Annotated in this window: 21 protein-coding genes and 1 pseudogene; 10 read left to right on the top strand and 12 right to left on the bottom strand. The window is 69.7% G+C overall.

Annotation, left to right across the window (positions count from 1 at the left end):
* Positions 1-616: 616 nt before the first annotated feature.
* The 5 genes and pseudogenes from CWC38_RS12700 to CWC38_RS04900 all read right to left on the bottom strand — a co-directional run bounded on the left by CWC38_RS12700 (position 617) and on the right by CWC38_RS04900 (position 6815).
* Positions 617-1687 (bottom strand): AMP-binding protein, encoded by a 1071-nt coding sequence (locus CWC38_RS12700; protein WP_439108832.1) that lies wholly within the window; start codon positions 1685-1687, stop codon positions 617-619.
* Between the two features lie 193 nt (positions 1688-1880).
* Positions 1881-2012 (bottom strand): annotated as a pseudogene (locus tag CWC38_RS12695) (AMP-binding protein); the annotation flags it as partial.
* A gap of 400 nt (positions 2013-2412) precedes the next feature.
* Positions 2413-3672, bottom strand: a complete 1260-nt coding sequence (locus CWC38_RS04910) for an acyl-CoA dehydrogenase family protein (protein WP_121845704.1) — start codon at positions 3670-3672, stop codon at positions 2413-2415.
* A 27-nt stretch (positions 3673-3699) separates the two neighbouring features.
* On the bottom strand, positions 3700-5799 hold the full coding sequence (locus CWC38_RS04905) for a 3-hydroxyacyl-CoA dehydrogenase NAD-binding domain-containing protein (RefSeq protein ID WP_121845703.1): 2100 nt from the start codon (positions 5797-5799) through the stop codon (positions 3700-3702).
* A 245-nt stretch (positions 5800-6044) separates the two neighbouring features.
* The gene (locus CWC38_RS04900) at positions 6045-6815 is read right to left on the bottom strand and encodes a TetR/AcrR family transcriptional regulator (protein ID WP_121845702.1); all 771 of its coding nucleotides are present in this window, start codon (positions 6813-6815) and stop codon (positions 6045-6047) included.
* Positions 6816-7160: 345 nt separating this feature from the next.
* Between CWC38_RS04900 and CWC38_RS04895 the strand changes: the two genes are divergently transcribed.
* From CWC38_RS04895 to CWC38_RS04880, 4 genes are all read left to right on the top strand, one after another.
* Entirely contained in the window at positions 7161-8798 is a 1638-nt protein-coding gene (locus CWC38_RS04895) for a peptide ABC transporter substrate-binding protein (protein ID WP_121845701.1), read from the top strand.
* Positions 8799-8888: 90 nt separating this feature from the next.
* On the top strand, positions 8889-9815 hold the full coding sequence (locus CWC38_RS04890) for an ABC transporter permease (RefSeq protein ID WP_121845700.1): 927 nt from the start codon (positions 8889-8891) through the stop codon (positions 9813-9815).
* Complete coding sequence (locus tag CWC38_RS04885) at positions 9808-10908, top strand: ABC transporter permease (RefSeq protein ID WP_121845699.1); 1101 nt, start codon at positions 9808-9810, stop codon at positions 10906-10908. Before CWC38_RS04890 ends, CWC38_RS04885 begins: the two co-directional genes overlap by 8 nt.
* A gap of 5 nt (positions 10909-10913) precedes the next feature.
* On the top strand, positions 10914-12593 hold the full coding sequence (locus CWC38_RS04880; RefSeq protein WP_240625053.1) for a dipeptide ABC transporter ATP-binding protein: 1680 nt from the start codon (positions 10914-10916) through the stop codon (positions 12591-12593).
* A gap of 143 nt (positions 12594-12736) precedes the next feature.
* Here the strand turns inward: CWC38_RS04880 and CWC38_RS04875 are convergent, their stop codons facing one another.
* Complete coding sequence (locus CWC38_RS04875; protein ID WP_121845697.1) at positions 12737-13651, bottom strand: SMP-30/gluconolactonase/LRE family protein; 915 nt, start codon at positions 13649-13651, stop codon at positions 12737-12739.
* Positions 13648-14082, bottom strand: coding sequence for an acyl-CoA thioesterase (locus CWC38_RS04870; protein ID WP_121845696.1), 435 nt, complete (start codon positions 14080-14082; stop codon positions 13648-13650). The genes CWC38_RS04875 and CWC38_RS04870 overlap by 4 nt, the downstream gene beginning before the upstream one ends.
* Positions 14083-14241: 159 nt before the next feature.
* Here CWC38_RS04870 and CWC38_RS04865 point away from each other — a divergent pair, with 159 nt between their 5' ends.
* A complete protein-coding gene (locus CWC38_RS04865; protein ID WP_121845695.1) occupies positions 14242-15483 on the top strand; it encodes an MFS transporter in 1242 nt (413 codons plus the stop codon).
* A gap of 160 nt (positions 15484-15643) precedes the next feature.
* Here CWC38_RS04865 and CWC38_RS04860 read toward each other — a convergent pair whose 3' ends face one another.
* Positions 15644-17239, bottom strand: coding sequence for an amino acid permease (locus tag CWC38_RS04860; protein WP_121845694.1), 1596 nt, complete (start codon positions 17237-17239; stop codon positions 15644-15646).
* A gap of 288 nt (positions 17240-17527) precedes the next feature.
* Entirely contained in the window at positions 17528-17833 is a 306-nt protein-coding gene (locus CWC38_RS04855; RefSeq protein WP_121845693.1) for a YdeI/OmpD-associated family protein, read from the bottom strand.
* Positions 17834-18098: 265 nt separating this feature from the next.
* Here CWC38_RS04855 and CWC38_RS04850 point away from each other — a divergent pair, with 265 nt between their 5' ends.
* A complete protein-coding gene (locus CWC38_RS04850) occupies positions 18099-19292 on the top strand; it encodes a Fic family protein (protein WP_121845692.1) in 1194 nt (397 codons plus the stop codon).
* Between the two features lie 78 nt (positions 19293-19370).
* Positions 19371-19868 carry a GNAT family N-acetyltransferase gene (locus CWC38_RS04845; RefSeq protein WP_121845691.1) on the top strand — a complete coding sequence of 166 codons (498 nt, stop codon included), beginning with the start codon at positions 19371-19373 and terminating at the stop codon, positions 19866-19868.
* Positions 19869-19947: 79 nt separating this feature from the next.
* Here CWC38_RS04845 and CWC38_RS04840 read toward each other — a convergent pair whose 3' ends face one another.
* The 3 genes from CWC38_RS04840 to CWC38_RS04830 are packed head-to-tail and all read right to left on the bottom strand — an operon-like array spanning position 19948 to position 22322.
* Positions 19948-20430: a MarR family winged helix-turn-helix transcriptional regulator gene (locus tag CWC38_RS04840; RefSeq protein WP_121845690.1), complete on the bottom strand. Its 483-nt coding sequence runs from the start codon at positions 20428-20430 to the stop codon at positions 19948-19950.
* Between the two features lie 5 nt (positions 20431-20435).
* The gene (locus CWC38_RS04835) at positions 20436-21086 is read right to left on the bottom strand and encodes a CE1759 family FMN reductase (RefSeq protein ID WP_121845689.1); all 651 of its coding nucleotides are present in this window, start codon (positions 21084-21086) and stop codon (positions 20436-20438) included.
* A 54-nt stretch (positions 21087-21140) separates the two neighbouring features.
* The gene (locus CWC38_RS04830; protein ID WP_121845688.1) at positions 21141-22322 is read right to left on the bottom strand and encodes an LLM class flavin-dependent oxidoreductase; all 1182 of its coding nucleotides are present in this window, start codon (positions 22320-22322) and stop codon (positions 21141-21143) included.
* Between the two features lie 168 nt (positions 22323-22490).
* Here CWC38_RS04830 and CWC38_RS04825 point away from each other — a divergent pair, with 168 nt between their 5' ends.
* The 3 genes from CWC38_RS04825 to CWC38_RS04815 form a co-directional block, all read left to right on the top strand.
* A complete protein-coding gene (locus CWC38_RS04825; RefSeq protein ID WP_121845687.1) occupies positions 22491-23249 on the top strand; it encodes a LamB/YcsF family protein in 759 nt (252 codons plus the stop codon).
* Complete coding sequence (locus tag CWC38_RS04820) at positions 23246-24910, top strand: 5-oxoprolinase subunit B/C family protein (RefSeq protein ID WP_121845686.1); 1665 nt, start codon at positions 23246-23248, stop codon at positions 24908-24910. The genes CWC38_RS04825 and CWC38_RS04820 overlap by 4 nt, the downstream gene beginning before the upstream one ends.
* Positions 24907-25971, top strand: a 1065-nt coding sequence (locus CWC38_RS04815; RefSeq protein ID WP_121845685.1) for an acetyl-CoA carboxylase biotin carboxylase subunit, incomplete at its 3' end; no start/stop codon positions are given. The genes CWC38_RS04820 and CWC38_RS04815, both read left to right, overlap by 4 nt.

Below are 25971 nucleotides of genomic sequence, written 5' to 3'. Positions count from 1 at the left end.
CCGTCAAAAAAATTCAACAGAAACCACCCACCACAACGTGGCAAGCAGGATCCCAGCTGACACCCAACACCCCAGGAAAACGGGAAAACACCTGCAAGGCATTGGGCCATCAACCAAAAACAATCAAAATCTTTGGTATCAACAAACTAGACACACTATTGAGTTGACAAACAACACACCACATCTAAACCCTGTTCCAGGGCTTTGGATTGGAAGTTTGTGTTGCCGCGATCTGGAAGCTCTTGGCTGTCCTTGTGGCAACTCGGCTAGCTTATCCGTTCCGTTCCGGGCCCGCAACTTCGCGTTTCTGCGTTGTTGCCTACCGGGTAGGTGTGGGGCTTGCCGACCTGCCGGACCAGCCTGTGGCTGCCTGTCCCTGCGGCGACTCGGATTACATTACACACGCCCGCTGACCTGCGCAAAACGGGCGCTTCGCCGCCAGGTGCCGAACAGCCCGGGGTGGTTCCAGGCCCGCCGGCTGGCTTCCGCGCGCAGTTGCCTGGTCGCCCTGTGGCCCTGCCCCACGAGCGCGCCAGGGCCATGAGCACCTCCCCTCGTCCGATCCCTGCCCCAGAGCCCCTATCCCGGCCCCAGCCCCAGCCCCAGGCTGGGTGGGTCAGTCCCGCAGCAGGTTCTTGCGCACCTTGCCGGTGGCGGTGCGCGGCAGCTCGTCGCTGAACACGATGCTGTCCGGGACCTTGAACCCGCTGAGCTGCGCACGCACGTGGCGGCGCAGCTCGTCCTCGGTGACGGTGGCGCCGGAGGCTCGGACCACGTGGGCCACCGGCCGCTCGCCCCACTTCTCGTGTGGTTGTCCCACCACCGCGACGTCGATGACGTCCGGGTGTGAGTAGAGAGCCTGTTCCACCTCGATGGATGAGATGTTTTCTCCCCCGGAGATGATGACGTCCTTGGCGCGGTCCGTCAGCTGGATGTACCCGTCCGGGTGCATGACTCCGAGGTCCCCGGTGTGGAACCAGCCCCCGGCAAAAGCCTTGCGCGTTGCCGGTGTGTTCTTGAAGTACCCGATCATCACACCGTTGCCCCGCAGCACCACCTCTCCCATGGAGACGCCGTCCGCGGGGACGTCCGCCATGTCCTGGTCCACGACCCGCGCGGACTCCGCCTGGATCATGGCGACACCCTGCCGGGACATCTGCTGAGCGCGCTCGGCCGGGGACAGGGTTCGCCACTCCTCCTGCGGCTCGCAGATGGTGAAGGGGCCGAACACCTCGGTGAGCCCGTACACGTGCACGAGGTCGAAGCCGCCGGCCTCCAGCCGTTCGATGATGCTCGGCGCCGGTGGAGCTCCTGCGGTGGTGATGCGAATGGGGTGCTCCAGGGCGTGCGCCTGCCGGGCGTCCACGATGGTGGAGCACACGGCCGGCGCTCCGCACAGGTGGGTGATGCCCCGGGTGTCGAACGCGTCCCAGATCTGATCCGCGCGCACGGCACGCAGACAGACGTGCGTTCCGCCGGCCGCGGTGACCGCCCAGGTGGTGCACCACCCGTTGCAGTGGAACATGGGCAGGGTCCAGAGGTACCGGGTCTCTCCCGTGAAACCGTTGTGGAACACCTCCCCCAGGCTGTTGAGATAGGCACCGCGGTGCGCGTAGAGCACGCCCTTGGGCCGTCCCGTGGTGCCCGAGGTGTAGTTCAGGGTGATGGGGGGCGTTCTCGTCCGCAACCGTCCAGCTCACACCCGCGCCGAGACCTCCGCCTGCACCCGTCCCCTCCTCCGGGTGGGTGTCGAGAAACTCTTCGAACGTGGGAATCCCCTCTCCCACCCCGTCACGTACGGCGTGCACGTCCGCCTGCGGATCGGGAACCTGCACGAGCGCAACGTCCGTGCCCGTGCCCAGCGCCTCGGCCACGGTCTCCAGGACGGAGGTGTCCGCCAGGACCACCCGGGCCTCGCAGTGCTCCAGGATGTAGGCCAGCTCCCGCGCACTCAGCCGCGGGTTCAGGGGCACCAGAACGGCCCCCGCGGCCGGCACGGCATAGTGCGCCATGAGGGCCTCGGGAACGTTGGGCGCGACCACCGCCAGCGTGGGCCAGGAGCGGTCCAGGAACTCGACGCCCTGGAACTCCTCGGCAGCACTCGCGGCGGCGTCGCCCGCACCCCGAACCGCGGGGCCGCGGCCCGCGGGTGCGGGACGAGCGTCATCGCTCGGGCGTCCAGGAACGCGCTCCCCCGCAGCCGCGACGTACGGCAGCAGCGCCGTGGCGAACCGGCGCACATCGCGCTCGAACTCCCGGTAGGACCACTGGCGCTCGCCATACATCACTGCTGGACGCTCCGGGAAGACCTCCGCGCTGCGCTTCAGGAAGCGCAACGGCGTGAGCGGCTCGGTGTTCGCGAACATGGTGCTCCTGGTGCATCCGGTCCGGGGAGCGTGGCGCCCCCGGGACTCACTTGTAGGCGGAGATCCCGGTGATGGACTTGCCGATGATGAGAGCCTGGACCGTCTCCGTGCCCTCGTAGGTGTGGATGGCCTCGATGTCCGCGAAGTGCCGCGCGACCCGGTTCTCCATGAGGATGCCGTTGCCGCCCAGGAGATCGCGGGCGTTCATGGCCACCTGACGGGCGGTGCGGGTGGCGGTGTACTTGGCCAAGGATGCCTGGGGGCCGCTCAGCGTGCCTGCTTCTTCCTTGCGTGCCATGGCCATCACCAGGGTCTGGATGGAGGTCAGCTCGCTGAGCATGCGGGTGAGGCGCTCCTGCACGATCTGCGATGCCGCCAGCGGACGCCCGAACTGGTGCCGCTGCATGGCGTAGTGCACCGCCGTCTCGTAGCACGCCTGCGCGTGTCCGACGGCCGCCCAGGCCACCCCGATGCGCGTGGCGAAGAGCACGGCGGAGGTGTCGCGGAAGTTCTTGGCGTGGGGCAGGACGTTCTCGGTGGGCACGAAGACGTTCTCGAGCGTGATCTCGGCCTGATGGATGGCCCGCAGGGCGAGCTTGGCCTTCATGGTGGTGCCCGTGTAGCCCTCGGACTCCTGGGGGACCACGAAACCGTGGACGGCGCCGTCCTCGTCGCTGCGGGCCCACACCACGGTGATGCCGCCCATGGAGCCGTTGCCAATCCACTTCTTGGCACCGTTGAGGATGTAGCCGCCCTCCACCGGCGTGGCCTTGCTCTCCAGACCGATGGAGTCCGAGCCGTGGGCGGGCTCGGTCAGGGCGAATGCGCCCAGCAGCTTGCCCGTGGCCATGTCCGGCAGCCAGCGCTTCTTCTGCTCCTCACTGCCGCACAGGGCAATGGAGCGCATGGCCAACCCGCCCTGGACGCCGGAGACGGTGGAGATGGATCCGTCCCCGCGGGAGAGCTCCATGGCCACCAGCCCCGCCGCCATCTTGGACATGGGGGGCATGCCGGGAACCTCCACACCGTCGCGCAGCAGGTCGAGCTCACCCATGCGTCGCACGAGGTCGAGGTTGTACTCCCCCCGGTCCCAGTACTCGGCGATGACGGGCAGAACGTCCTCCTGGACGAACTTCCGGGCACGCAGCTGGTGGGCGCGGTCCTCGTCCGTGACGTGGTCGAAGATCCCGGCCTCGTCCGTGGCGAGGGGTTCGTTCAGCGAGTAGTGCGGCTCGAGAGTGCCCGTGGGGAACTCCTCGGGGTGCTCGATGGTGATGCCGGTGGTCTCGGTGCTGTCCTTGCTCATGGGGTGTCCTCGATTCTGCGAAAGATGCTACTGCTGGGCGGCGTCGAAACGGTGTCCACGGACGCGCTCGGCAGCACCGCAGCGGTCCAGGTAGGGGGTGATGCCGCCCAGGTGGAACGGGTAGTTCGCGCCCAGGATCATGCACAGGTCCACGTCCCGCGCGGTGGCCACCACGCCCTCGTCCAGCATGTGGCCGATCTCGTCCGCGAGCGCGTCCTGGACGCGGGTGAGCAGCTCGCCGTCCGCGCCGTCACCGGCCTGGCCGGTGACACCGTTCTCCTGGCGGGTGCGCTCCAGCGCCTCGTGGGCCCCGGCGGACAGATAGGTCTCGGAGGTCTCTCCACGGGCCGGGAGGGTGTTCCTGAGACCGGCGTCCGCCACGGCGTCGAGCCACGGCGAGAGCGTGAAGCGGTCCGGGTAGGCGTCGTGCATGGTGTGCGTGATGTGCACCAGGACGGCAGGGCCCACGAAGTCCAGCAGCTGCAGCGGAGTCATGGGCAGGCCCATGGCGTCCAGCGCGTGGTCCACGGTCTCCGGATCTCCCCCGGCGTCCATGGCGCGGCCGATCTCGTCGAACATGCGGGTGAGCACGCGGTTGACCACGAAGCTCGGGGCGTCCTCCACGCGCACAGCGATGCGGCGCAGCTTGGCCGCGAGGTCGAAGGCGGTGGCCAGGGTGGAGTCGTCGGTCTTCTCACCGGCCACGATCTCGAGCAGCGGGGTGACCTCCACCGGGTTGAACACGTGGAAGCCCACGAGCCGCTCGGGGTGCTGGAGATCCCGCCCCATGGCGGTGATGGAGAGAGAGGAGGTGTTGGTGGCCAGGATGGCGTCCTCGCTGACCACCGGCTCCCACTGGGCGAAGACCTGGCGCTTGACGTCCAGTTCCTCGAACACGGCCTCGATCACGAAGTCCGCGTCCGCGAGGTCCTCGGGGCTCTTGGCGCCGGTGATGAGGGAGCCCAGCTGCTCGGCCTGCTCCGGGGTCATGCGGCCTTTCTCGGCCTGGGCGGTGAAGCGGTCCCGCGTGCGCTGCACGCCGGTGGCGAGGCGCTCGTCGTCCAGGTCCGTCATGACCACCGGGATGCGGGCGCCCTGGGCAATGAGCGACGCCAGCTGTCCCGCCATGAGACCCGCACCGATCACGGCCGCCTTCCTGATCTTCCGCACGGGGGCATCCGGCACGTTCGCGGCCTGCTTGCTGCGAGCGCTCACGAGCTCGAACGCGTAGAGCGACGCACGCGCGGGCTCCGACTGGACGATCTCCTTGAAGGCCTCCACTGCGGCCTCGCCGTTCTCCACGCGGGACTCGGTGCGCGCGCGGCCCACGAGCTCGATGGCGGCAACAGGCCCGGGAGCGGCGCCGTGCCATGCCTTCTGGGCCTTCGCCGCGGCCTTCGCCACGGCGGCATCCCAGGTCTGCGCGCCATCGCTGGGGCGACGGGGCTCGCGCTTGCCCTCGAGGGCCTCGACGACCCAGTTCTGCCAGGCCTCCTCCCACTCCTGCGAACCGGGGGCACCGTCCAGCAGGGCGTCCACCAGGCCGATCTCCGCGGCCTTGGCCGGGTTGAGGTTCTTGCCGCGCATGGAATCGGTGACGATCACGTTGAGGGCGGCCTCCGCGCCGACCAGGTGCGGCAGGAGGTAGACACCGCCCCACCCCGGGAAGAAGCCCAGGTGGCACTCGGGCAGGCCCATGGGCGCCTTGCCGGAGGTGGCCAGCCGGTAGTCGGTGTGCAGCGCGAGTTCCAGGCCACCGCCGAGGGTCACACCGGTGATGAGGGAGAAGGTGGGGACGTCCATCTCGGCGAGGATTCCGAAGGCGTCGTGCCCAGAGCCCACGTACTCGTCCGACGTGCCGCTGAGCTGTGCCGCGCGGATCTCCTTGAGGTTCGCGCCGGCACCGAAGGACTTCTCGTTGCCGGTCACCACCACGGCCTCCACCTGGGAGGTGTCGATGGCCGCGAGCTCACGCTGGAGCTGGCGCATGGCCTCCGACCCCCAGATCACGAGGCCGTTGGGTGCCGTGGAATCCAGCGTGACCAGTGCGATGGGCTTGTCCCTGCCGGGCAGCACGGGGGTGGTCACGGTGATGGTGACGGTGGACGGGAAGGACTGCTCGCTCACTCTTGACTCCTTGAGTCCGGATGCGGGTGGTGTGGACCACATTCTCTGCGTCCAGTCTGCCCTGAGACGCAGTCTCACGTCAAGACATCAGGGGCCGTCGAACAGGTCGGCCACCGGCGCCACCGGACCGAGTGGAAGCCGGATCCCACCGAACCTGCGGACGGCAGACCCCGCCGCGCCGCACCCGCGAAAGAGGGCGCCCCGCGTCGATGGGCCAGACCTCTCGGGCGGACCGACCGCACCCCTCAGCAGCGCAGCGCCTCGTACACCGACCGCGCAGCCTGCTCGGCCGCCGCGGCGGGGTCACCGCCCTCCGGGACGACCACGACGATGGGCGCGGCACCCGAGGACGACGCCGCGGCGTCGTCCTCCTGCCCGAAGCGCACCCCTGCGGGAACGAAGGAGATGTCCGCGGCGAACGGGCGCGCAGGCTCGTGCGCAACCACCCCGAACGCGGAGCACAGCCACGCGACGCGCCGGTGCAGTGAGCGCACGAGCCGTTCACCGTGGTCCGCGCCCGGGTCCCGCAGCCACGTGCGCAGGAAGGCATTGTGCACCGCCACGGTGGAGGAGGCCAGGGCCACCGCCGTGACCCACTGATCCGGGGAGGCGGGCAGCACGCGGCGCAGGAAGGCGTGGAAGACCCGCTCGTAGCGCGAGGACATGGCGATCTCGCGGTCCCGCAGCGCCTCGACGCCCTGCAGCAGGTCGTGCCGGGCCACCGCCCGCCCCGGATGGTCCAGGTGGTGGCGGAACACCAGCTGCGCACCCTCCGCCAGGCCGGCCTGCGCCCCCAGGTCCGGCCGGTCCAGCAGCAGTTCCAACCGCTCCAGCGTGGCGGCGTGGTCGGCGAAGACGATGTCCTCCTTGCTGCCGTACTTCCGGAAGAACGTGGCCCGGCTGATGCCCGCGGCCTGGGCGAGCTGCTCCACGGTGGTTTCCAGGTAGCCGTGGTCCGCGAGCATGCGGATGGACCGGGTGACCACGTCCTCCTGGGCTCCGTCTGCCTGCTTCATCGGGCCTCCTCCTCAGACGGGCGGACTGTCTGGGGACGAGCGTAGCCGGAGTGAGACGGCGTCGCACCACGCGCCACCCGATCGGAGGGCGAAGTGCCGGTGCCGGTGGCAACACCGCCTGAACGCGCGATGGCACACCCGAGTGGACGGGGTGCACCAGGCCCCCGCGCACACGCGGACACAGCGCGCGCTCATCGTCGGCACGCGGGGTGACGTGGGATACACTCAGCAGTGTTCTGGGCCATAACCCCGGAAAACTCGACAACCGGACGTCGTCACATCCATTCGAACTCTCGGACGCTGGCCTCATCAGCCCTCGTTCCACTTCGCTTTTGAGGAGGCGAGATGCGCTATTCCCGCATTTCCAAAACTCTCGGCGTCGCCGCTGTGGCGACCCTCTCCCTGACCGCCTGCAGCGGCGGCGGTGACTCCAAGGAGTCCTCCGACGGCAATGCCGTCATCACCGCGGACAGCGTGGAGCCCCAGAACCCGCTGGTGCCCACCAACACCACCGAGACCGGTGGCGGCGTGGTCATCCAGCAGATCTTCAACGGCCTGGTGACCTACGACACCGAGGGCAAGACCCAGAACGACCTCGCGGAGTCCATCGAGTCCAAGGACAAGCAGACCTGGACCATCAAGATCAAGCCGGACATGAAGTTCACCAACGGTGAGAAGATCACCGCCCAGAGCTTCGTGGACTCCTGGAACTACGGCGCCGCCGCGAAGAACGCGCAGGGCACCGCGAGCTTCTTCGAGCCCATCGAGGGCTACGAGACGGTCTCCGCCGAGGGCAGCACGGAGGACAAGATGTCCGGCCTGAAGGTCGTGGACGACACCACCTTGACCGTCAAGCTCACCTCTCCGCAGTCCGACTTCGAGCAGCGCCTGGGCTACACCGCGTTCTCCCCCATGCCCTCCTCCGCCTTCAAGGACATGAAGGCCTTCGGCGAGAACCCCGTGGGCTACGGCCCCTACAAGATGGCCAAGGAGGGTGCCTGGCAGCACAACTCCGCCATCGACCTGGTGAAGAACGAGGACTACAAGGGCCCCGAAGCCGCCAAGAACGGTGGCATCACGTTCAAGCTGTACCAGAACCCGGACACGGCCTACCAGGACCTGATCTCCAACAACCTCGACGTGCTGCAGCAGGTGCCCACGGGTGCACTCGGCAACTACAAGTCCGACCTCGGGGACCGCTTCTCGGACAAGCCCTACGCCGGCATCCAGACCATCGCCGTGCCCGAGTACCAGAACAACTGGAAGGGCGAGGCCGGCAAGCTGCGCCGTCAGGCCCTGTCCATGGCCATCGACCGCGAGGAGATCACCAAGGTGATCTTCAACGAGACCCGCTCTCCCGCCACCGACTTCACTGCCCCCACCATCGAGGGCTACGAGAAGGACCTCAAGAACTCGGAGAACACCAAGTTCGACAAGGAGAAGGCCAAGAAGCTGTGGGCCGAGGCCGAGAAGCTGCAACCCTACAACAAGTCCGAGAAGCTCACCATTGCGTACAACGCCGACGCCGGCGGGCACAAGAAGTGGGTGGACGCGGTCTCCAACCAGATCAAGAACAACCTGGGCATCGAGGTGGAGGGGAAGTCCTACTCCACCTTCAAGGAGCTGCGCACCGACGCCAAGGCCGGCAAGCTGACCGGCGCCACCCGCTCGGGCTGGCAGGCGGACTACCCGTCCATGTACAACTTCATGGGCCCCACCTTCACCAAGGGCGCGTCCTCCAACGACTCCCGGTACGACAACCCCGAGTTCGAGAAGACCCTGAACGACGGCCTCGAGGCCAAGAGCGCCGAGGACGGGGTGAAGAAGTTCCAGGAGGCGGACTCCATGCTCCTGAACGACCTCCCCTCCATCCCGCTCTGGTACAACCAGGCCAACACCGCGTGGTCCGAGAACGTGAGCGGCGTGGGCACCGGATGGGACGGCGTGCCGGAGTACTACAAGGTCGAGAAGACCGCGAACTGATCTCTTGACCCCCTAATGCACACGTGGCAACAGGGAGGGGCCGGACCCACGGCCCCTCCCTGTTGCCACGCCTCCTGAGAGGAGCGACTCTTGGCCTGGTATCTGGTCAAAAGACTGCTGCAGCTGATCCCCGTGTTCTTCGGCGCCACGCTGCTGGTCTACTTCCTGGTCTTCATGACCCCCGGTGATCCCCTGGCCGCGCTGTGCGGGGACAAGGGCTGCACGCCCGGTGTCGCCGCGGCGCTGACCGAGCAGTACCACCTGAACGACCCCTTCTTCGTGCAGTACTTCAGCTACATCGGCGGTCTCCTCACCGGAGACCTCGGCGTGAACTTCTCCGGCCGCGAGATCAGCGAGGTGCTCGCCGGGGCCTTCCCCGCGACGGCCCGGCTGGCGATCATCGCCCTGATCTTCGAGGCCATCTTCGGCATCACCTTCGGTCTCTACGCGGGCCTCAAGAAGGGCGGCTGGTTCGACTCGACCGTCCTGGTGCTCTCGCTGATCGTGATCGCGGTGCCCATCTTCGTCCTGGGCTTCGTGATGCAGTACTTCGTGGGCGTGAAGTGGGGACTGGCCAAGCCGACCGTCTCCGGCGCCGCCGACTGGAGCGACCTGATCCTGCCCGGCATCGTGCTGGGACTGGTCTCCTTCGCCCAGGTGCTGCGCCTGACCCGCACGGCCGTGGCGGAGAACGCCAGCGCCGACTACGTGCGCACCGCCACCGCCAAGGGCCTGACCCGCGGCCGGGTGGTCCGGGTGCACATCCTGCGCAACTCCATGATTCCCGTGGCCACCTTCCTGGGCATGGACCTGGGCGCACTGATGGGCGGCGCGATCGTCACCGAGGGCATCTTCAACGTCCCCGGCATCGGCAACCAGCTCTACAAGGCCCTGACACTCGGCGACGCCCCCATGGTGGTCTCCGTGGTGTCCGTGATGGTGATCATCTTCTGCGTGGCCAATCTGCTGGTTGACCTCCTCTACGCCTGGCTCGACCCGAGGATCCGTTATGCCTGAGAACAACTTCGAGAACAACGACGCCACGGGCCGGGACCCCAACCCCGAGGCCCGCTCCCACGAAGCCGCCGTGCGCGAGGTGCGGGAGACCGCGGACACCCCGGCCGGATCCCACCAGAAGGATCTGGGCGGGCTGAGCACCGGGATCATGATGGAGCACTTCGTCGCCGACGTGGCCCGGACCCCCGTGACCGCCACCGACTCCCGCTCCGCCGAGGGCGCTCCCGTGAGCCTGTGGCGCGACGCATGGCGGCAGCTGCGCAAGAAGCCCACTTTCATCATCGCCGCCCTGCTGATCGTCCTGGTCATCGTGGTGGCCCTCTTCCCGCAGCTGTTCTGGACCCAGGACCCCTCTGCCGCTACTTCGCAGTGCCTGCTGGAGAACTCCAACGGCAAGGCCTCCCCCGGTCACCCCATGGGCTTCACAGCCCAGGGCTGCGACGTCTACTCCCGCGTGATCGCCGGAACCCGGGCGTCCCTGATGGTCGGCCTGTTCACCACCATCGGCGTTGTCGTCATCGGCGGGATCATCGGCGCCCTGGCCGGCTACTTCGGCGGCTGGATCGACGGCCTGCTCGCGCGTCTGGGCGACATCTTCTTCGCCCTTCCCCTCATCCTGGGTGCACTGGTGGTCATGCAGCTGCCGTACTTCAAGGCACACCGCGGGGTCTGGACCCTGGTGCTGGTGCTGGTGCTGTTCGGCTGGCCGCAGATCGCCCGCATCATGCGAGGTGCGGTGGTCGAGGTACGCAACGCGGACTACGTGGTCAGCGCCCGCTCCCTCGGGGTCTCGTCCCTCGGAATCCTCATCCGCCACATCATCCCCAACGCGATGGCGCCGGTGATCGTGATCGCCACGATCTCGCTGGGCACGTTCATCGTGGCGGAGTCCACCCTGTCCTACCTCGGCATCGGTCTGCCCCCCAGCATGATGAGCTGGGGCAACGACATCTCGGACGCGAAGGACGCCTTCCGCTCCAACCCGATGCCCGTATTTTGGCCCGGCCTGGCGCTCTCGCTGACCGTCCTGAGCTTCATCATGCTCGGTGACGCACTGCGGGACGCGCTGGATCCCAAGGCACGGAAGAAGTGATGAGCATGTCACAGGAGAACAACCGTCCCCTGCTGGAGGTGCGCAACCTCGGGATCGCGTTCACCACCGCCACGGGCGAGGTCCAGGCCGTGCAGGACTCGAACTTCACCGTGATGCCCGGGGAGACCGTGGCCATCGTGGGCGAGTCCGGGTCCGGCAAGTCCACCTCCGCCCTGGCCGCGATCGGGCTGCTGCCCGCCAACGGCCGGGTGAACGCGGGCCAGATCATCTTCGACGGCCAGGACATCACCCACGCGAGCGAGAAGCAGAAGGTCAAGCTGCGCGGCAACCAGATCGGCATGGTCCCCCAGGATCCGATGTCGAACCTGAACCCCGTGTGGAAGGTGGGCTTCCAGGTCCGCGAGACCCTCAAGGCCAACGGGCTGCCCGCCGCGGACGAGGACGTCACCCGGGTGCTCAGCCAGGCCGGTCTGCCGGACGCGGAGAAGCGTGCGAAGCAGTACCCGCACGAGTTCTCCGGCGGCATGCGCCAGCGCGCCCTGATCTCGATCGGGCTGTCCTGCCAGCCGCGGCTGCTGATCGCGGACGAGCCCACGTCCGCGCTGGACGTGACCGTCCAGCGCACCATCCTGGACCACCTCGAGACGATGACCGACAAGCTGGGCACCGCGGTGCTGCTGATCACCCACGACCTCGGCCTGGCGGCAGAGCGCGCCCAGAAGGTCGTGGTGATGTACAAGGGCCACGTGGTGGAGGCGGGACCCGCACTGCAGCTGCTGCGCAACCCGCGACACCCCTACACACAGAAGCTCGTGGACTCCGCTCCCTCGCTCGCGTCCCGGCGCATCGAGGTGGCCCGCGCGAGCGGCGTGGAGGCCGACGACCTGCTCGCAGAGCACCCCAGGACCTCGATGCAGGCTGCTCTGAAGCAGGACTTCGTGCAGGTGCAGGACCTGACCAAGGTGTACAAGCTGCGTGGCTCCTGGGGCCGGTCCGAGGACTTCACCGCGGTGGACAAGGTCTCCTTCGCCATTCCGCGGGGCACCACCACCGCGGTGGTGGGCGAGTCCGGCTCCGGCAAGTCCACCGTGGCCAAGATGATGCTCGGCCTGGAGCCGATCACGTCCGGGTCGATCGTCTTCGACGGCCAGGACGTGGCCAAGCTGCGGGGCAAGGAGATGTTCGCCTTCCGTCGCCGGGTGCAGCCGATCTTCCAGGACCCCTACGGCTCCCTGGACCCGATGTACAACATCTACCGCACCATCGAGGAACCGCTGAAGGTCCACGGGGTGGGGACGTCCAAGGAGCGGGAGAAGAAGGTCCGTGAGCTCATGGACCAGGTCTCCCTGCCGCAGTCGATGCTCGCGCGCTACCCCAACGAGCTCTCCGGCGGGCAACGGCAGCGCGTGGCGATCGCCCGTGCACTGGCGCTGAACCCGGAGCTCGTGGTGTGCGACGAGGCGGTGTCCGCCCTGGACGTCCTGGTCCAGGCGCAGATCCTCAACCTGCTGGCCGAGCTGCAGCACGACCTGGGTCTGACCTACCTGTTCATCACGCACGACCTCGCCGTGGTCCGCCAGATCGCGGACAACGTGTGCGTCATGCAGAAGGGCACGCTGGTGGAGACGGGCTCCACGGACTCCGTCTTCGAGAACCCGCAGACGGACTACACCCGGCAGCTGCTCGCGGCCATCCCCGGTGCCGGTCTGATCAACGCGGTCTGAGAAACGCGGTGTGAGCGCGCGGCCACCGGGCCCACCCGGTGGCCGCGCGACACGACGAAGGCCCTGGCTCCCCTCTCGGGAGCCAGGGCCTTCGTCGTGCCGCGGCAGGACCGGCGCGCGGGCACGCGGGCGTACCGCCGTGCTCAGCCCCCGAACGCGGCCGTGACCTGTCCCGGCACCGCCACGCGTACGGAGTAGAGGGACCCCGCCGTGGGCTGGACGTCCGAGGGGAGGTTCTCGCGCGACGTCGTGATGTAGAGCGTGCGCAGGTCCTCACCGCCCAGGGTGCACGCCGTGGTCTGCTTGACGCCCACGGTGACCACCGTGTCCAGGGTGCCGTCCGGGAGGTAGCGGTGGATCTGGCCGGCGCCGTTGAGGGCCACCCACACGGCGCCCTCGGAGTCCACGGTGAGCCCGTCCGGGCTCACGGAGACGCTGCCCGGCTCGTAGCCCTCCTGGGGGTCGGTGGCCTCGGCCGCGGCGTGCTCGTCCAGGACGGGCGCCACGAATGTGCGGCGGTTCTGCAACCCCTTCTCCGGGCTCCAGTCGAACACGGAGACCTCGTGGGTGGGGGTGTCGTTGTAGTAGGCCAGGGTCCCGTCCGGGGACCACGCGATGCCGTTGGAGATGCTCACGCCCTCCAGCACCGGCTCCCAGGTGAGGTCCGTGGCCACGCGGTACAGGGTCGCGGCGCCCTCGGCCTGGTCGTACGCCATGGACCCCACGTAGAAGGAGCCGTCCGGTGCCACACCGCCCTCGTTCATGCGGATGTCCGGGGTCTCCCACAGGGTGACCTCCCGCTCCACCGTGCCGGTCTCGTCCGTGAGCACCACGCCGCGCTCCACGGCGACGATCTGCCCGCCGTCCCTGCGGGGGCGCACGCACGCGGCCACCGCGCCCACGTGCTGACGGCGCGGCTGGTCCTGCGGGGTGAAGGTCATGACGTCCCCGGCGAACATGTCCACCCACGCGAGCCCGGACCACTGCCTGCTCCAGCACGGGCCCTCGGCGTGGTGCATCCAGGACGGGGTGATCCGCTGCGCGGTGAGCTGGTTCACGGTTGCTGCCTCCTCGGGCTCGTGGGGGTGGGGATGCGATCACGGTCGTACGTGATCTCGGTGTAACCGTGCGGCACGGGCGTGCCGTCCTCGCCCAGGTTCACGAACACGATCTTGTCGATGCTCAGGATCAGCTCCCGCGTGATCATGTTGCGCACCTGCGCGCGCATGGTCAGGGACGTGCGCCCGAACGCCGTGGCGCTCAGGCCCATCTCGATGATGTCGCCCTCCACGGCGGAGGACACGAACTCGATCTCGGACATGTACTTGGTGACCGCGCGCCGGTTGCCCAGCTGCACGATCGCGTAGATCGCGGCTTCCTCGTCGATCCAGCGCAGCAACGATCCCCCGAACAGCGTGCCGTTCGCGTTGAGGTCCTCGGGCTTCACCCACTTGCGCGTGCGGAACGCGATGTCACCGTGCTGCTGCATGCCTCACAGCCTATGCGGGCACGGCAGTCCCTGCGCAACGCGGACGACGACGCCGCACGGCCGGGTCCCGGTCGCGGCCCACCTCGCGCGGGAACGCGGGCTGACCGCACGGCGGGGCGGGTGTGGCGCGCGGGCGGCGTCGTCGGCCATGATGCGGTCATGCAGGCAACCACGCGAGCGGCGAGCGCCGCGCCCCGGGATCCCGGTGCCGGTTTCCAGCGCAGGGCGCTGACCGTGCTGGCCCTGGGGCAGGTGCTGGGCGGGCTCGGGACGGGAGCCACCCTGGCGCTGGGGGCGCTGCTGCTCACGGAGGTCTCCGGGAACAGTGCGCTGTCCGGGTTGGCCTCGACCATGAACACCCTGGGTGCCGCCGTGGTGGCGATCCCGCTGGCACGTCTCGCGCAGCGGCGCGGGCGGCGGGTCTCGCTGACGACCGGCGCGTTCGTGGCGATTGCGGGTGCGGCGGTGATCGTCGTGGCGGCCGCGCTCGGGGCGTTCCCCCTGCTGCTCGTGGGCATGGGGCTGCTGGGGGCGGGTACAGCACTGAACCTGCAGTCGCGCTTCGCGGCCACGGACGTGGCCGCCCCGCGCACCCGGGCCCGGGACCTCTCCCTGGTGGTGTGGTCCACCACAGTGGGCGCCGTGGTGGGACCCAACCTCTTCGGCCCCGGTGAGGCGATCGGCACCGCGCTGGGGCTGCCGCGGTTCACGGGCGGGTTCGTCATCGCGCTGTGCGCTCAGGCCCTCGGCGCGGTGGTGTACTCGGTGGGGCTGCGCCCGGACCCTCTGGCGGTCGCCCTGGCCCGCAACGGCACCGCGGCGGGCAGGCCCCGTCCCACGGGCGGTCTCTCGCTGCTGCGGACCGTGCCCGCCGCGCGCCGCGCCGTGCTCACGGTGGGACTGTCCCACGCCGTGATGGTGGCCGTGATGTCCATGACGCCCGTGCACCTCACGACCCACGGCGCCACGCTGTCCGCGGTGGGTCTGACCATCTCCCTGCACGTGGCCGGGATGTACGCCCTCTCCCCCGTGTTCGGCTGGCTCGCGGACGCGATCGGCCGCACCGGCACCGTGCTGCTCGGCCAGGCCCTGTTCGCCGCAGCTCTCGCGCTCACGTGGCTGGGCGCGGAGCACCAGCACATGGTTCTCGTCGCGCTGATCCTGCTGGGCCTGGGCTGGTCCGCCTCCATCGTGGCCGGGTCCACCATGGTCACCGAGTCGGTGGCCGCCCACGACCGCCCGGGCCTGCAGGGCACCTCGGACCTCGTGATGAACCTGTGCGGGGCGGCCGGCGGAGCGCTCGCCGGACCGGTCCTCGCGCTCGTGGGGTTCTCGGGCCTGGGCGTCGCGGCGCTGCTGCTGGTCCTCGTGAGCACCACGACGACGCTGCGCGCCCGCTGAGTGCGCCGGGGCCGCCCCGGGCCGGACCGCGCGTGGCCGGCCGGAGCCGAACGCCCCCAACGGGGGGAAGGGGGAGGCGCGTGCACACCGGCCGACGCCGCGGACGACGCCGCCCCGGCACGGTGACCGGGGCGGCGTCGTCGAACGGAGGGGGTGGGTGCTACTGCCGGTCCGCGTCACCCGGGCGCTCGGAATGACCAGGACGCCCGGCATCACCAGGACGCCCGGCGCGACGGGCCGCGCGGCGTCGTTCCCCCTCGGCCACCGGGGGACCCACGACCACGGGGAACGCGCCCGTGTAGCCCTCGCGCTCGGCGGCAATCGCGCGGACGCGGTCCCGCACGAGGAACCAGCCGATGACGAGGATGGGCGCGACCACGGCCATCGAGGCGACGGTGAGGGTGCCCAGCGGGTAGTCGAGGGCCACGAGGACCATCACGCCCACGAGGAACGCCATGGTGAGCCAGTTGGTGTACGGCGCGAAGGGCGCGCGGTACGCGGGGCGCTGGTAGAGGCCCTGCTTGGCGAGGCGCACGAATTTCTGGTGCGGCAGCGTGATGGCCGCCCAGCCCACCAGGATGCCGATCGCGGAGATGTTCAGCACGATGCTGAACGCCTCCTCCGGCACGTAGTAGTTCAGGATGACGCCCAGCGCACCCACGCCCACGGTGAGCATGATCCCGCCCGCGGGAACGCCCGAGCGCGTCATCTTCCCCGTGAACTTGGGGGCGGAGCCCGCCATGGCCATGGAGTGCACGATGCGCCCCGTGGAGTACAGGCCCGCGTTCAGGGAGGACAGTGCGGCGGTGATGACCACGAGCTGCATGATGGGTCCGATGCCGTCGATCCCGATGGAGCTGAAGAACGTGACGAACGGGGACTCGTCCGCGGAGTACGCGGTGTAGGGCAGCAGCAGCGTGAGCAGCAGGACGGAGCCCACGTAGAACAGGGCGATGCGCAGGATCACGGTGTTGATGGCCTTGGGGATGGTCCTGCGGGGGTTCTCGGTCTCGCCCGCGGTGATGCCCACGAGCTCGATGCCGGAGTACGCGAAGACCACGCCCTGGGAGACCACGAGGGCGGGCAGCAGGCCGTTGGGCAGGATCCCGCCGTTCCCGGTGATCAGCGAGAAGCCGGTGGGGGCGCCCGTGGGGGTCCCGAAGATCACGAAGGCAACGCCCACGACCAGGAAGATCACGAGCGCGGAGACCTTGATGACCGCGAACCAGAACTCCATCTCCCCGAAGACCTTCACGGAAATGAGGTTGGTGATCATCACGACCACCAGCACCACCGCGGCCAGCAGCCACTGCGGCAGGTCCGCCACGAACTGGCTGTACTGCCCGAACCACTTCACGTAGATGGCCATGGCGGTGGCGTCCACCACCGTGGTGGAGGCCCACGAGAGCCAGTACATCCACCCCACGAAGTACGCGCTCTTCTCCCCGTAGAACTCGCGCGTGTAGGACACGAAGGAGCCGGAGGACGGCCGGTGCATGACCAGCTCCCCGAGCTGGCGCAGGATCAGGTAGCCGAAGAACCCGGCCACCGCGTACAGCAGGAACAGTGCCGGCCCGGCGTCCGCCAGGCCGCCGCCCGCCCCCAGGAACAGACCCGTGCCGATCGAGCTGCCGATCGCGATCATGTTGATCTGGCGCGCGGTGAGCCCCTTGCTGTACCCCTCCTGCTCGGCGGCGTACTGGGTGGTCGACTCGGGCCCGGGCGGGGGAGTGGCGCCGGCAGGGGTCGAGGACATGTGGGTACACCTTCGCTCGGGACGGGGATCACGCGCCCCGCCGCGGACCGGCAATGGGCACAGGGGAAGCCTAAGCGCTCAGGGTGGACGTTCGTAACCTGCGGCACACCTCGTGTCCACCCGGGGGTCTCCGGGGACGACGCCGCTCGGCTCGCTGCGCGGACGGGCGCCGGGTAGAGCGAACACCCCGGGACGGCGGGTGCCGGTGCGGCGCAGGGCAGGGCAGCGAGGCGGCGCGGCGTCGCCAGGCTCCCGCCACGCGAGGCGCGCTGTCTCCCGGGGTCCCGTTCAGCGGCCCGTGCGCTCCCGGTGCTTGCACCCGGGCCAGCAGCAGGGCCGGCGCTTACCCTCGTGCATCTCCTCACCCGTGCGACGGATGCGGCGGGCACGGGTCTCCGGCTTCTTGGCGTCCTCCACCCAGCACACGAACTCGTTGCGCCCCAGGGGGGTGAGCCCGCGCCACAGCTCGGCGGTGGCGGGCTCGGCGAGCAGGGCCTCCGCGAGGTCCGCGGGCAGCTCGTGGACCACGCCGCCGGGGAGGTCGATCTGCCCCGTGTCCGCGGCCGGGGTGATGGTCCTGGGGGTCTCCGTCACGGTGCGCTCCCTGCCGTGTTCATGGGTGAGGCTCGTCCTCACCACCGGTGAGTGTGCCACGGGGCCGGGGGGCCAGACACTCCCCCGGTAGTCTCGCGAGGTTCAGCACTGCCCATCTGACCCGGGGGGGGGCAGTGACTTCCCGGCCCATGGACCGCAGCGGTTGGTTCCCCAAGAGTGGCCCTTAGTGGGACGATGGGCGCGGATCGTCTCACTAAGCCGATTAATGGGACGAGCTGAGGATTTTTTCTGAGAAAGGACCGTCATGACGTCCTCGAGCTGGCCCGCCGTCGGACGGGAAACCCACCACTGGCTCCACCGCGACCCCATGGCATCGCGCCGCACGCTCCTGGAGAACCGAGGGGATTTCACCGCCGCAGTGGTGCCGGAGATCGCCCACCTCACCCCCGCTCTCGCCGGGGCTGCGGCCATGAGAGCACAGGAAGCGACACGTGCCATGACGGCTTTCGGGGTGACGTCCGACCGCATGGCTGCTCTGCCCTTCTCCGCAGTGCTCCTTCGTGGCGAATCCGCCACCAGCTCGCAGATCGAGAACCTCACGGTGCACGCCAGGAAGCTCTCCCTCGCGGCGGTGGGAGCACACGTGGGCGGCAATGCCGAACTGGTCGCTCGAAACGTCTTCGCCATGCGGGCGGCCATCGATGCCGCTTCCGACCTCAATGCCGACGCGGTGCGCCGCATGCACCGCGAACTCACCGACGGGGTGCAGGACGACGCCGGCGAGTTCCGGGACCAGTGGGTGTGGATCGGGGGCCGCTCCCCAGTCACAGCCAGCTATGTTGCGCCACGTCACGACGCCGTACCGGCGGCCGTGGAGGACCTGGTGCTGTTCCTGCAGCGGCGGGATCTGGACCCCACGGTGCAGGCGGCCATCGCGCACGCCCAGTTCGAGACCATCCACCCGTTCACCGACGGGAACGGGCGCACCGGTCGCGCCATCGTCTCGTCCCTTCTCCGGGCCCGCGGGGTGGTCGGCAACGTGACCGTCCCCATCTCCTCGGGACTGCTGCACGACGTCGACGGGTACATCGCAGCTCTCACCGACTACCGGGCCGGCCGGCCCACGGCCATTGTCGAGTGCTTCGCCGACGCCGCACTGGCCTCACTGGCAAACGCATCCATCCTCATGGCTGATGTCGAAGCGTTCCACGACAGGGTCCTCGATTCCCGCCGACGAATCACGGCGTCCTTGCGTGCGGTCGCGCGGTTCTGCTGCTCCGAACCCGCTTTCACCGCGGGGATGCTGGAGAGCATCGGCGGGGTGCCCAAGGCCACCGCCTACCGCACCGTGGACGAGCTCACCACGGCGGGACTGATCCGACACGAGCAGTCGATCAAGGTGAAGGGGCAGAAAGTCTGGGTGGTCCCGGCGGTCCTCACCGCTCTGGACGAGTTCGCCGAGCGCGCGGGCCGCCGCACCTACGGTTCCAGTGCGTGAACACCCCGGCAGCCTGGACCGTGACCGCCCAGCCGGTACGGGGGTTGCACCACACGGCATCCGTGCCAGCATGGCGTCATGGCACTGACACTGCGGCATCTCACCCCCGAGGACGAACCCGTGGTCCGTGCGCTGCACGAGCAGCTGCTCCGGGACGACTTCGACTTCCTCCTCGAGAAGGGGACCTGGGAGGAGGTCCTGGAAGCCACGGCACGACAGTCCCGGGACACCAACCTGCCGCCCGGACGGGTCCGTGCGGACTACCTCCTGGCCGAGGTGGACGGGCAGGTGGTGGGCAGGACCTCCATCCGGTACGCCCTCAACGACCACCTCCTCCGGGTGGGCGGTCACGTGGGCTACGGCGTGGGCCCCGAGTTCCGTCGCCGCGGCCACGCCACGGAGATCCTGCGGCAGTCCGTGGAGCGCCTGCGGGAGAACGGGGTCCACCGCGTGCTCGTCACCTGCGCTGACGACAACGCCGGGTCCACCGGTGCCATCGTGGCATGCGGCGGGGTCCTGGAGAACGTGGTGGTGGACGACGCCGGCCGCCCCACGCGCCGCTACTGGATCGACTGAGGGCCGCGGCCCCCGTCTCGCCGGGAGAGAAGTGCTCGCCGAGACATACCTGGAACGGCATCCAAACCTGGCACGAGCCCTATTCCTCCCCCAGCCCGCGCGCCAGGTGGGCCATGAGATCGCCCAGCCGGGCGACGTCGTCCCCCGAGAGCGACGCGAAGAACAGCTCCTCCACGTCCCGCGCGTGGGCGGGGCGCAGGCGCCGGAACGCCTGGGCGCCCTCCGCGGTGAGCACGGCCTCCCAGCCGCGCCCGTCCCCGCGGGCACGACGCCGCTGCACCCAGCCCCGCTCCCCCAGCACCTTGACCTGGTAGTTCAACCGGGACGGCGAGAACACGAGGCGGCGGGCCAGCTCGCCCATGCGCAGACAGTGCTCGGGGGCGCCGTGGAGCAGCAGGAGCAGCTGGTACTCCATGAGCGAGCAGCCGTGGGCCTTGAGCCGCTCCTCGATCCGCGACGTCAGGCGCGCGGTGGTCTCGAAGTAGAGCTGCCACGTGTCCCAGCGGCCGGGGGCAGCGGGCGCGTCCTGGTGCGCCGCGGGATCGTGCGGCGGCTCGGGCATGGTGCTCATCGTTGCACCGAGGCCAGGAGGTCCGCGAAGTCCGGGACGGTGGCGAACTCGTCGCGCACCTCCCGCGCGGGTCGTGCCGGGGCCGACGACGCCGCCAGGCCCCGGTTCCCGGCGTCGAGCATGCCCGCGAGCGCCGCGCCGGCCCGCTCGATCCGGGACTGCAGGGACGCGTCCGCCCAGTCCTCCGTGGCGGCATACACGCCGATGGGCAGCGTGAGCGCCTTGAGGTAGCTCATCAGCGGGCGCAGGGCGGTGTCCAGGACCAGGGAGTGCCGCGGAGATCCGCCTGTGGCCGCAACCACCGTGGGCAGGTTCTCCAGGGCGCCCTCGTCGAACAGGTCGAAGAACTCCTTGAACAGCCCCGAGTAGCTCGCCTTGTACGTGGGGGTGGCCGCGACCAGGGCGTCTGCGGTGAGCACGGCGTCCATCGCGGCCTGCACGGGCTCGGGCACCATGCCGGTCAGCATGGCGTCCGTGATCCCGTGGGCGATGTCCCGCAGGGTCACGAGGCGGACCTCTGGCTCCTGCCCACCGCCGCGGACCACGGCGTCGCTCGCGGCCTGTCCGACCGCGCGGGCCAGCCGCGTGGTGGACGCGTCCTCGGACAGTCCCGCGGTCACCACCGCGATGCTCCGTCGATCGGTCATGGTGCACTCTCCTCACGTCCTGCTTCCACTGTCTGTCCCGAGCGGGGACGGACGCTACTTCTTCGAGTCCTGCTGCGCCGCCTCAGCGGCCTCGGCCTTCGCCGCGCGGTCCTTGGCGGCCTGCGAGTCCGGGCCACCACCGGGGATCGGGTCCTTGCCCGCCAGGTGGCGAGCCACGAGGGACTCGTGGGTCGGGGCCTGCGGCACGTGGGCCGGACGCAGCGCGTCGAACTCCTTGCGCAGCACGGGGAAGACCTCTTCCCCGAGCATGTCCATCTGCTCCAGAACCGTCTTCAGGGGCAGACCGGCGTGGTCGACCAGGAACAGCTGCCGCTGGTAGTCACCGGCGTAGTCCCGGAAGGACAGCGTGCGCTCGATGACCTGCTGGGGCGAGCCCACCGTCAGCGGCGTCTGCTCCATGAAGCTCTCGAGCGACGGCCCGTGCCCGTACACCGGCGCGTTGTCGAAGTACGGACGGAACTGCCGCACGGCGTCCTGCGAGTTCTTGGCCATGAACACCTGACCGCCCAGACCCACGATCGCCTGGTCTGCGGAGCCGTGACCGTAGTACTCGTAGCGCTGGCGGTAGAACGCCACCATCCGCTCGGTGTGCTCCTTGTTCCAGAAGATGTTGTTGTGGAAGAAGCCGTCACCGTAGAACGCGGCCTGCTCCGGGATCTCCGGGGAGCGGATGGAACCGTGCCACACGAACGGCGGGACGTCGTCCATGGGCCGCGGCGTGGCGGTGAAGCCCTGCAGCGGGGTGCGGAAGCGCCCGGAGAAGTTCACGTTCTCCTCGCGCCACAGCTTGTGCAGCAGCTGGTAGTTCTCCACGGCCAGCGGGATGCCCTGGCGGATGTCCTTGCCGAACCACGGGTACACCGGCCCGGTGTTGCCGCGGCCGAGCGTGAGGTCCACGCGGCCGTCCGCGAGGTGCTGCGCGTACGCGTAGTCCTCCGCGATGCGCACGGGGTCCGTGGTGGTGATCAGGGTGGTCGCGGTGCTCAGCTGGATGTTCTCCGTCTGAGCCGCCACCGCACCCATGAGCACCGGCGGGTTGGCCGGGGCCGCGAACGGCGGGTTGTGGTGCTGGCCCGTGGCGAACACGTCCATGCCCAGTTCCTCGGCCTTCTTGGCCATGGCCACCGTGGCCTTGATGCGCTCGTGCTCCGTGGGGGTCTTTCCCGTGGTGGGGTCCGTGGTCACGTCGCCGATGGTGAAGATTCCGAGTTGCATCGTGTGTTCCTCCTCTGACGAAGCCGGTGTCCGTCGCGATCATCTACTTCAAATTTGAAGTACCCGTGTAAGGAGCGGGGACGGGGAAATATTCCCGGGTGGATTGTTGAACAATTTGCACCCCATCAGGCATGCTGAGGGATCACAGGAATGAGACGGAGGTCACGCATGACGGTCATGGATCTGAACAGCGACGTCGGCGAGTCGTTCGGCAACTGGAGCATGGGGGACGACGCCGCCATCTTCCGTTCCGTCTCCAGCGCCAACGTGGCCTGCGGCTTCCACGCCGGGGACCCCTCGGTGATGGCTCAGACCTGCCGGGACGCGGCCGCCGCGGGCGTCACGGTGGGTGCCCACGTGGCGTACCGGGACCTCGCGGGCTTCGGGCGCCGCTTCCTGGACTGCTCCCCCACCGAGCTCGCGGACGACGTCCTCTACCAGATGGGGGCGCTCGACGCCGTGGCCCGCAGCGCCGGGACCGCCGTGCGCTATGTCAAGCCCCACGGCGCCCTCTACAACACGATCGCCCACCACGAGGCCCACGCCCAGGCCGTCGTGGACGCCGTCGCCGCGTTCGGCGGGGACCTCCCTCTGCTGCTGCTGCCCGGCTCCGTGGCCCTGGAGAAGGCCGAGCGCGCCGGGCTCCGCGGGGTCACAGAAGCCTTTGCGGACCGCGGATACACCCCGGACGGCCGCCTGGTCTCCCGCCGCGAGCCGGGCGCCGTGCTGCACGACGCCGCCGAGGTCACACGACGCATGATCCGTCTGGCCAAGGACGGCACGCTCACCGCGGTGGACGGCTCCACCGTGCGGATCGCGGCGCAGAGCATCTGCGTGCACGGGGACACCCCCGGTTCCGCCGCGATGGCCGCTGAAGTGCGCCGCGGTCTCGAGGACGCCGGTGTCACCATCCGGTCCTTCGCATGAACCACGGTTCCGTCTTCGCGCAGGGCCACCGCCCATCCGGCAGTGCCCGGGCCTCTCCCGCGGTGCGGTGGGCGGGCACGGAGGCGGTCCTCCTGGACTGCGGGGGTCTGGAGGACGTGGCCCGGTGGCACGCCCACCTCTCGGCACACCCCTTCCCCGGCCAGACGGACGTCCTCGCGGCGGCCGCCACCGTGCTCGTCTCGTTCGCCTCGGCGCGAGCCGCGCGGGCGGCTGCGGACGCCGTCGGGGACGTGCACCCGGCGTCGTCCACCCAGAGCCAGGGCAGAACCGTGGAGATCCCGGTGGTCTACGACGGCGAGGACCTCGCGGAGGTCGCCCGGCTCACCGGCATGAGCGAACAGGGCGTGGTCCACACCCACACCGGCACCGCCTGGACTGCCGCGTTTGGCGGCTTCGCCCCGGGCTTTGCGTACCTGGCCGCGCACGGGAACCCCCTGGACGTCCCCCGCCGAGACACCCCGCGCACCGCCGTTCCTGCGGGGTCGGTGGCGCTCGCCGGCACGTTCTCCGCGGTCTACCCCCGCCGCTCACCGGGTGGCTGGCAGCTGATCGGGCACACCGACGCCGTCCTGTGGGACGAGGACCGCGAGCCCCCCGCACTGATCCGCCCCGGGGACACGGTCCGCTACCGCGCGGTGCGGGAGCTCGTGACGGTGGCCGACGACGCCACCGGATCCGTGGCTGCGCCGATGCCCGCCGGCTGCCACGCCCTCGCGGTCGAGCACCCCGGGATGCAGACGCTCGTCCAGGACCTGGGCCGTCCAGGGCTGAGTGACCTGGGAGTTGTCGCCTCCGGGGCCGCAGACCGCCCCTCCGCCGCGCAGGCGAATCGACTCGTGGGCAACCCGGAGCACGGAGCCGTCCTCGAGGTCGTCCTGGGCGGGCTGAGCATCACCGCCCGCGGGCACCACGCACTGGCTCTCACCGGGGCGCCCGCGGCTGCCACCATCACCGATCCCTCCGGCGAGAACGCGCGGTCGGCACCGTTCTGTGCACCGTTCGCCCTCTACGACGGTCAACGCCTCACCGTGGCCGCGCCCTCCTCCGGGCTGCGCAGCTATCTCGCCGTGCGCGGCGGCGTCGACGTCCCCGAGGTGCTCGGCAGCCGCTCGACCGACGTGATGTCCGGGATCGGCCCCGGGCCGCTCGCCGCAGGCGACGACCTGCCCGTGGGCCCCGCGCCGCGCCGCGCCGTGGGCCTGCCCGAACTGCCCGTCACGCGCATCCCGGAGGCGGACGAAGTCGTCCCGCTGCGGATCAGCGCCGGTCCCCGCGACGACTGGTTCACCGACGACTCCCTCACGGCCCTGACCGGACGCACGTGGCGCGTGAGCACCGACACCAACCGCGTGGGCGTGCGCTTCGAGGATCCCTCGGACGGGCAGCGCCTGGAACGCTCACGTCCGGAGGAGCTCGCGAGCGAGGGCGTGGCCACCGGATCGCTGCAGGTGCCGCACTCGGGGGTGCCCGTCCTGTTCCTGGCCGATCATCCCGTGACCGGGGGCTATCCGGTGATTGCCGTGGTGACCCCGGAGGACCTCCCCCTCGCGGCGCAGCTCGCGCCCGGCGCCACAGTCCGCTTCGTTCCGTCCGACGACTACATTCCCTCGCACGACACCCCGTCAGGAGACACCGCATGAAGAAGGTCTTGATCGCCAACCGCGGGGAGATTGCCGTGCGCCTCGTCCGCGCGTGCACGGACGCGGGGCTGACCTCCGTGGCCGTGTACTCCACTCCGGATGCGGAGGCGATGCACGTCCACATGGCTGATGAGGCATATGCCCTGGAGGGCTCTGCCTCCACCGAAACGTACCTGAACATCCCGGCGGTGCTCGCGGTGGCCGAACGCTCCGGCGCGGACGCGGTGCACCCCGGCTACGGGTTCCTGTCCGAGAACGCGGACTTCGCACGCGCCGTCGAGGCCGCAGGTCTCACCTGGATCGGCCCGCCCGCTGCTGTCATCGAGGCGCTGGGGAACAAGGTCACCGCCCGGGAGATCGCGGTGCGTGCCGGGGCCCCGCTGGTCCCGGGCACGGACGGCCCGGTGGACGACGCCGCCGGGGCCCGCGCGTTCGCCGAGGAGCACGGCCTGCCCATCGCCATCAAGGCCGCGTTCGGCGGTGGCGGACGCGGGATGCGCATCGCCCGGGAGATGGCGGAGGTGGAGTCCGCGTTCGACGCCGCGGTGCGCGAGGCCACCGGTGCGTTCGGGCGCGGCGAGTGCTTCGTGGAGCGTTTCCTGGACCGGCCCCGCCACGTGGAGGCGCAGGTGCTCGCGGACACGCACGGCAACGTCGTCGTGGTGGGAACGCGCGACTGCTCCCTGCAGCGTCGGCACCAGAAGCTCGTGGAGGAGGCCCCTGCCCCGTTCCTCACGGACGCACAGCGCAGCGCCCTGCACGAGTCCGCGCGCGCGATCTGCCGCGAGGCCGGATACACCGGCGCGGGCACGGTGGAGTACCTCGTGGCCCCTGACGGCCTCATCTCCTTCCTGGAGGTCAACACGCGGCTGCAGGTGGAGCACCCCGTCACGGAGCAGACCGCGGGCGTGGACCTGGTGCGCGAACAGTTCCGGGTGGCACAGGGGCTGCCGCTGAGCCTCACCGAGGACCCGGAGCCGCACGGGCATGCGTTCGAGTTCCGGCTCAACGCGGAAGACCCCGCCCTCGGGTTCCTGCCCTCCCCCGGTACGGTGGAGACC

It is taken from the genome of Kocuria tytonicola (assembly GCF_003687455.1).
GTDB classification, from domain to species: Bacteria; Actinomycetota; Actinomycetes; order Actinomycetales; family Micrococcaceae; genus Kocuria; species Kocuria tytonicola.
Note: the sequence above shows the minus strand (reverse complement) of the source record. Positions and strands in the feature narration are given on the sequence as shown.

Coding starts and splice junctions, on each gene's coding strand:
- CWC38_RS04910 (WP_121845704.1), bottom strand. CDS start 3,672: ATGAGCAAGGACAGCACCGAGACCACCGGCATCACCATCGAGCACCCC.
- CWC38_RS04900 (WP_121845702.1), bottom strand. CDS start 6,815: ATGAAGCAGGCAGACGGAGCCCAGGAGGACGTGGTCACCCGGTCCATC.
- CWC38_RS04895 (WP_121845701.1), top strand. CDS start 7,161: ATGCGCTATTCCCGCATTTCCAAAACTCTCGGCGTCGCCGCTGTGGCG.
- CWC38_RS04885 (WP_121845699.1), top strand. CDS start 9,808: ATGCCTGAGAACAACTTCGAGAACAACGACGCCACGGGCCGGGACCCC.
- CWC38_RS04880 (WP_240625053.1), top strand. CDS start 10,914: ATGTCACAGGAGAACAACCGTCCCCTGCTGGAGGTGCGCAACCTCGGG.
- CWC38_RS04870 (WP_121845696.1), bottom strand. CDS start 14,082: ATGCAGCAGCACGGTGACATCGCGTTCCGCACGCGCAAGTGGGTGAAG.
- CWC38_RS04865 (WP_121845695.1), top strand. CDS start 14,242: ATGCAGGCAACCACGCGAGCGGCGAGCGCCGCGCCCCGGGATCCCGGT.
- CWC38_RS04860 (WP_121845694.1), bottom strand. CDS start 17,239: ATGTCCTCGACCCCTGCCGGCGCCACTCCCCCGCCCGGGCCCGAGTCG.
- CWC38_RS04850 (WP_121845692.1), top strand. CDS start 18,099: ATGACGTCCTCGAGCTGGCCCGCCGTCGGACGGGAAACCCACCACTGG.
- CWC38_RS04845 (WP_121845691.1), top strand. CDS start 19,371: ATGGCACTGACACTGCGGCATCTCACCCCCGAGGACGAACCCGTGGTC.
- CWC38_RS04840 (WP_121845690.1), bottom strand. CDS start 20,430: ATGCCCGAGCCGCCGCACGATCCCGCGGCGCACCAGGACGCGCCCGCT.
- CWC38_RS04835 (WP_121845689.1), bottom strand. CDS start 21,086: ATGACCGATCGACGGAGCATCGCGGTGGTGACCGCGGGACTGTCCGAG.
- CWC38_RS04830 (WP_121845688.1), bottom strand. CDS start 22,322: ATGCAACTCGGAATCTTCACCATCGGCGACGTGACCACGGACCCCACC.
- CWC38_RS04825 (WP_121845687.1), top strand. CDS start 22,491: ATGACGGTCATGGATCTGAACAGCGACGTCGGCGAGTCGTTCGGCAAC.
- CWC38_RS04820 (WP_121845686.1), top strand. CDS start 23,246: ATGAACCACGGTTCCGTCTTCGCGCAGGGCCACCGCCCATCCGGCAGT.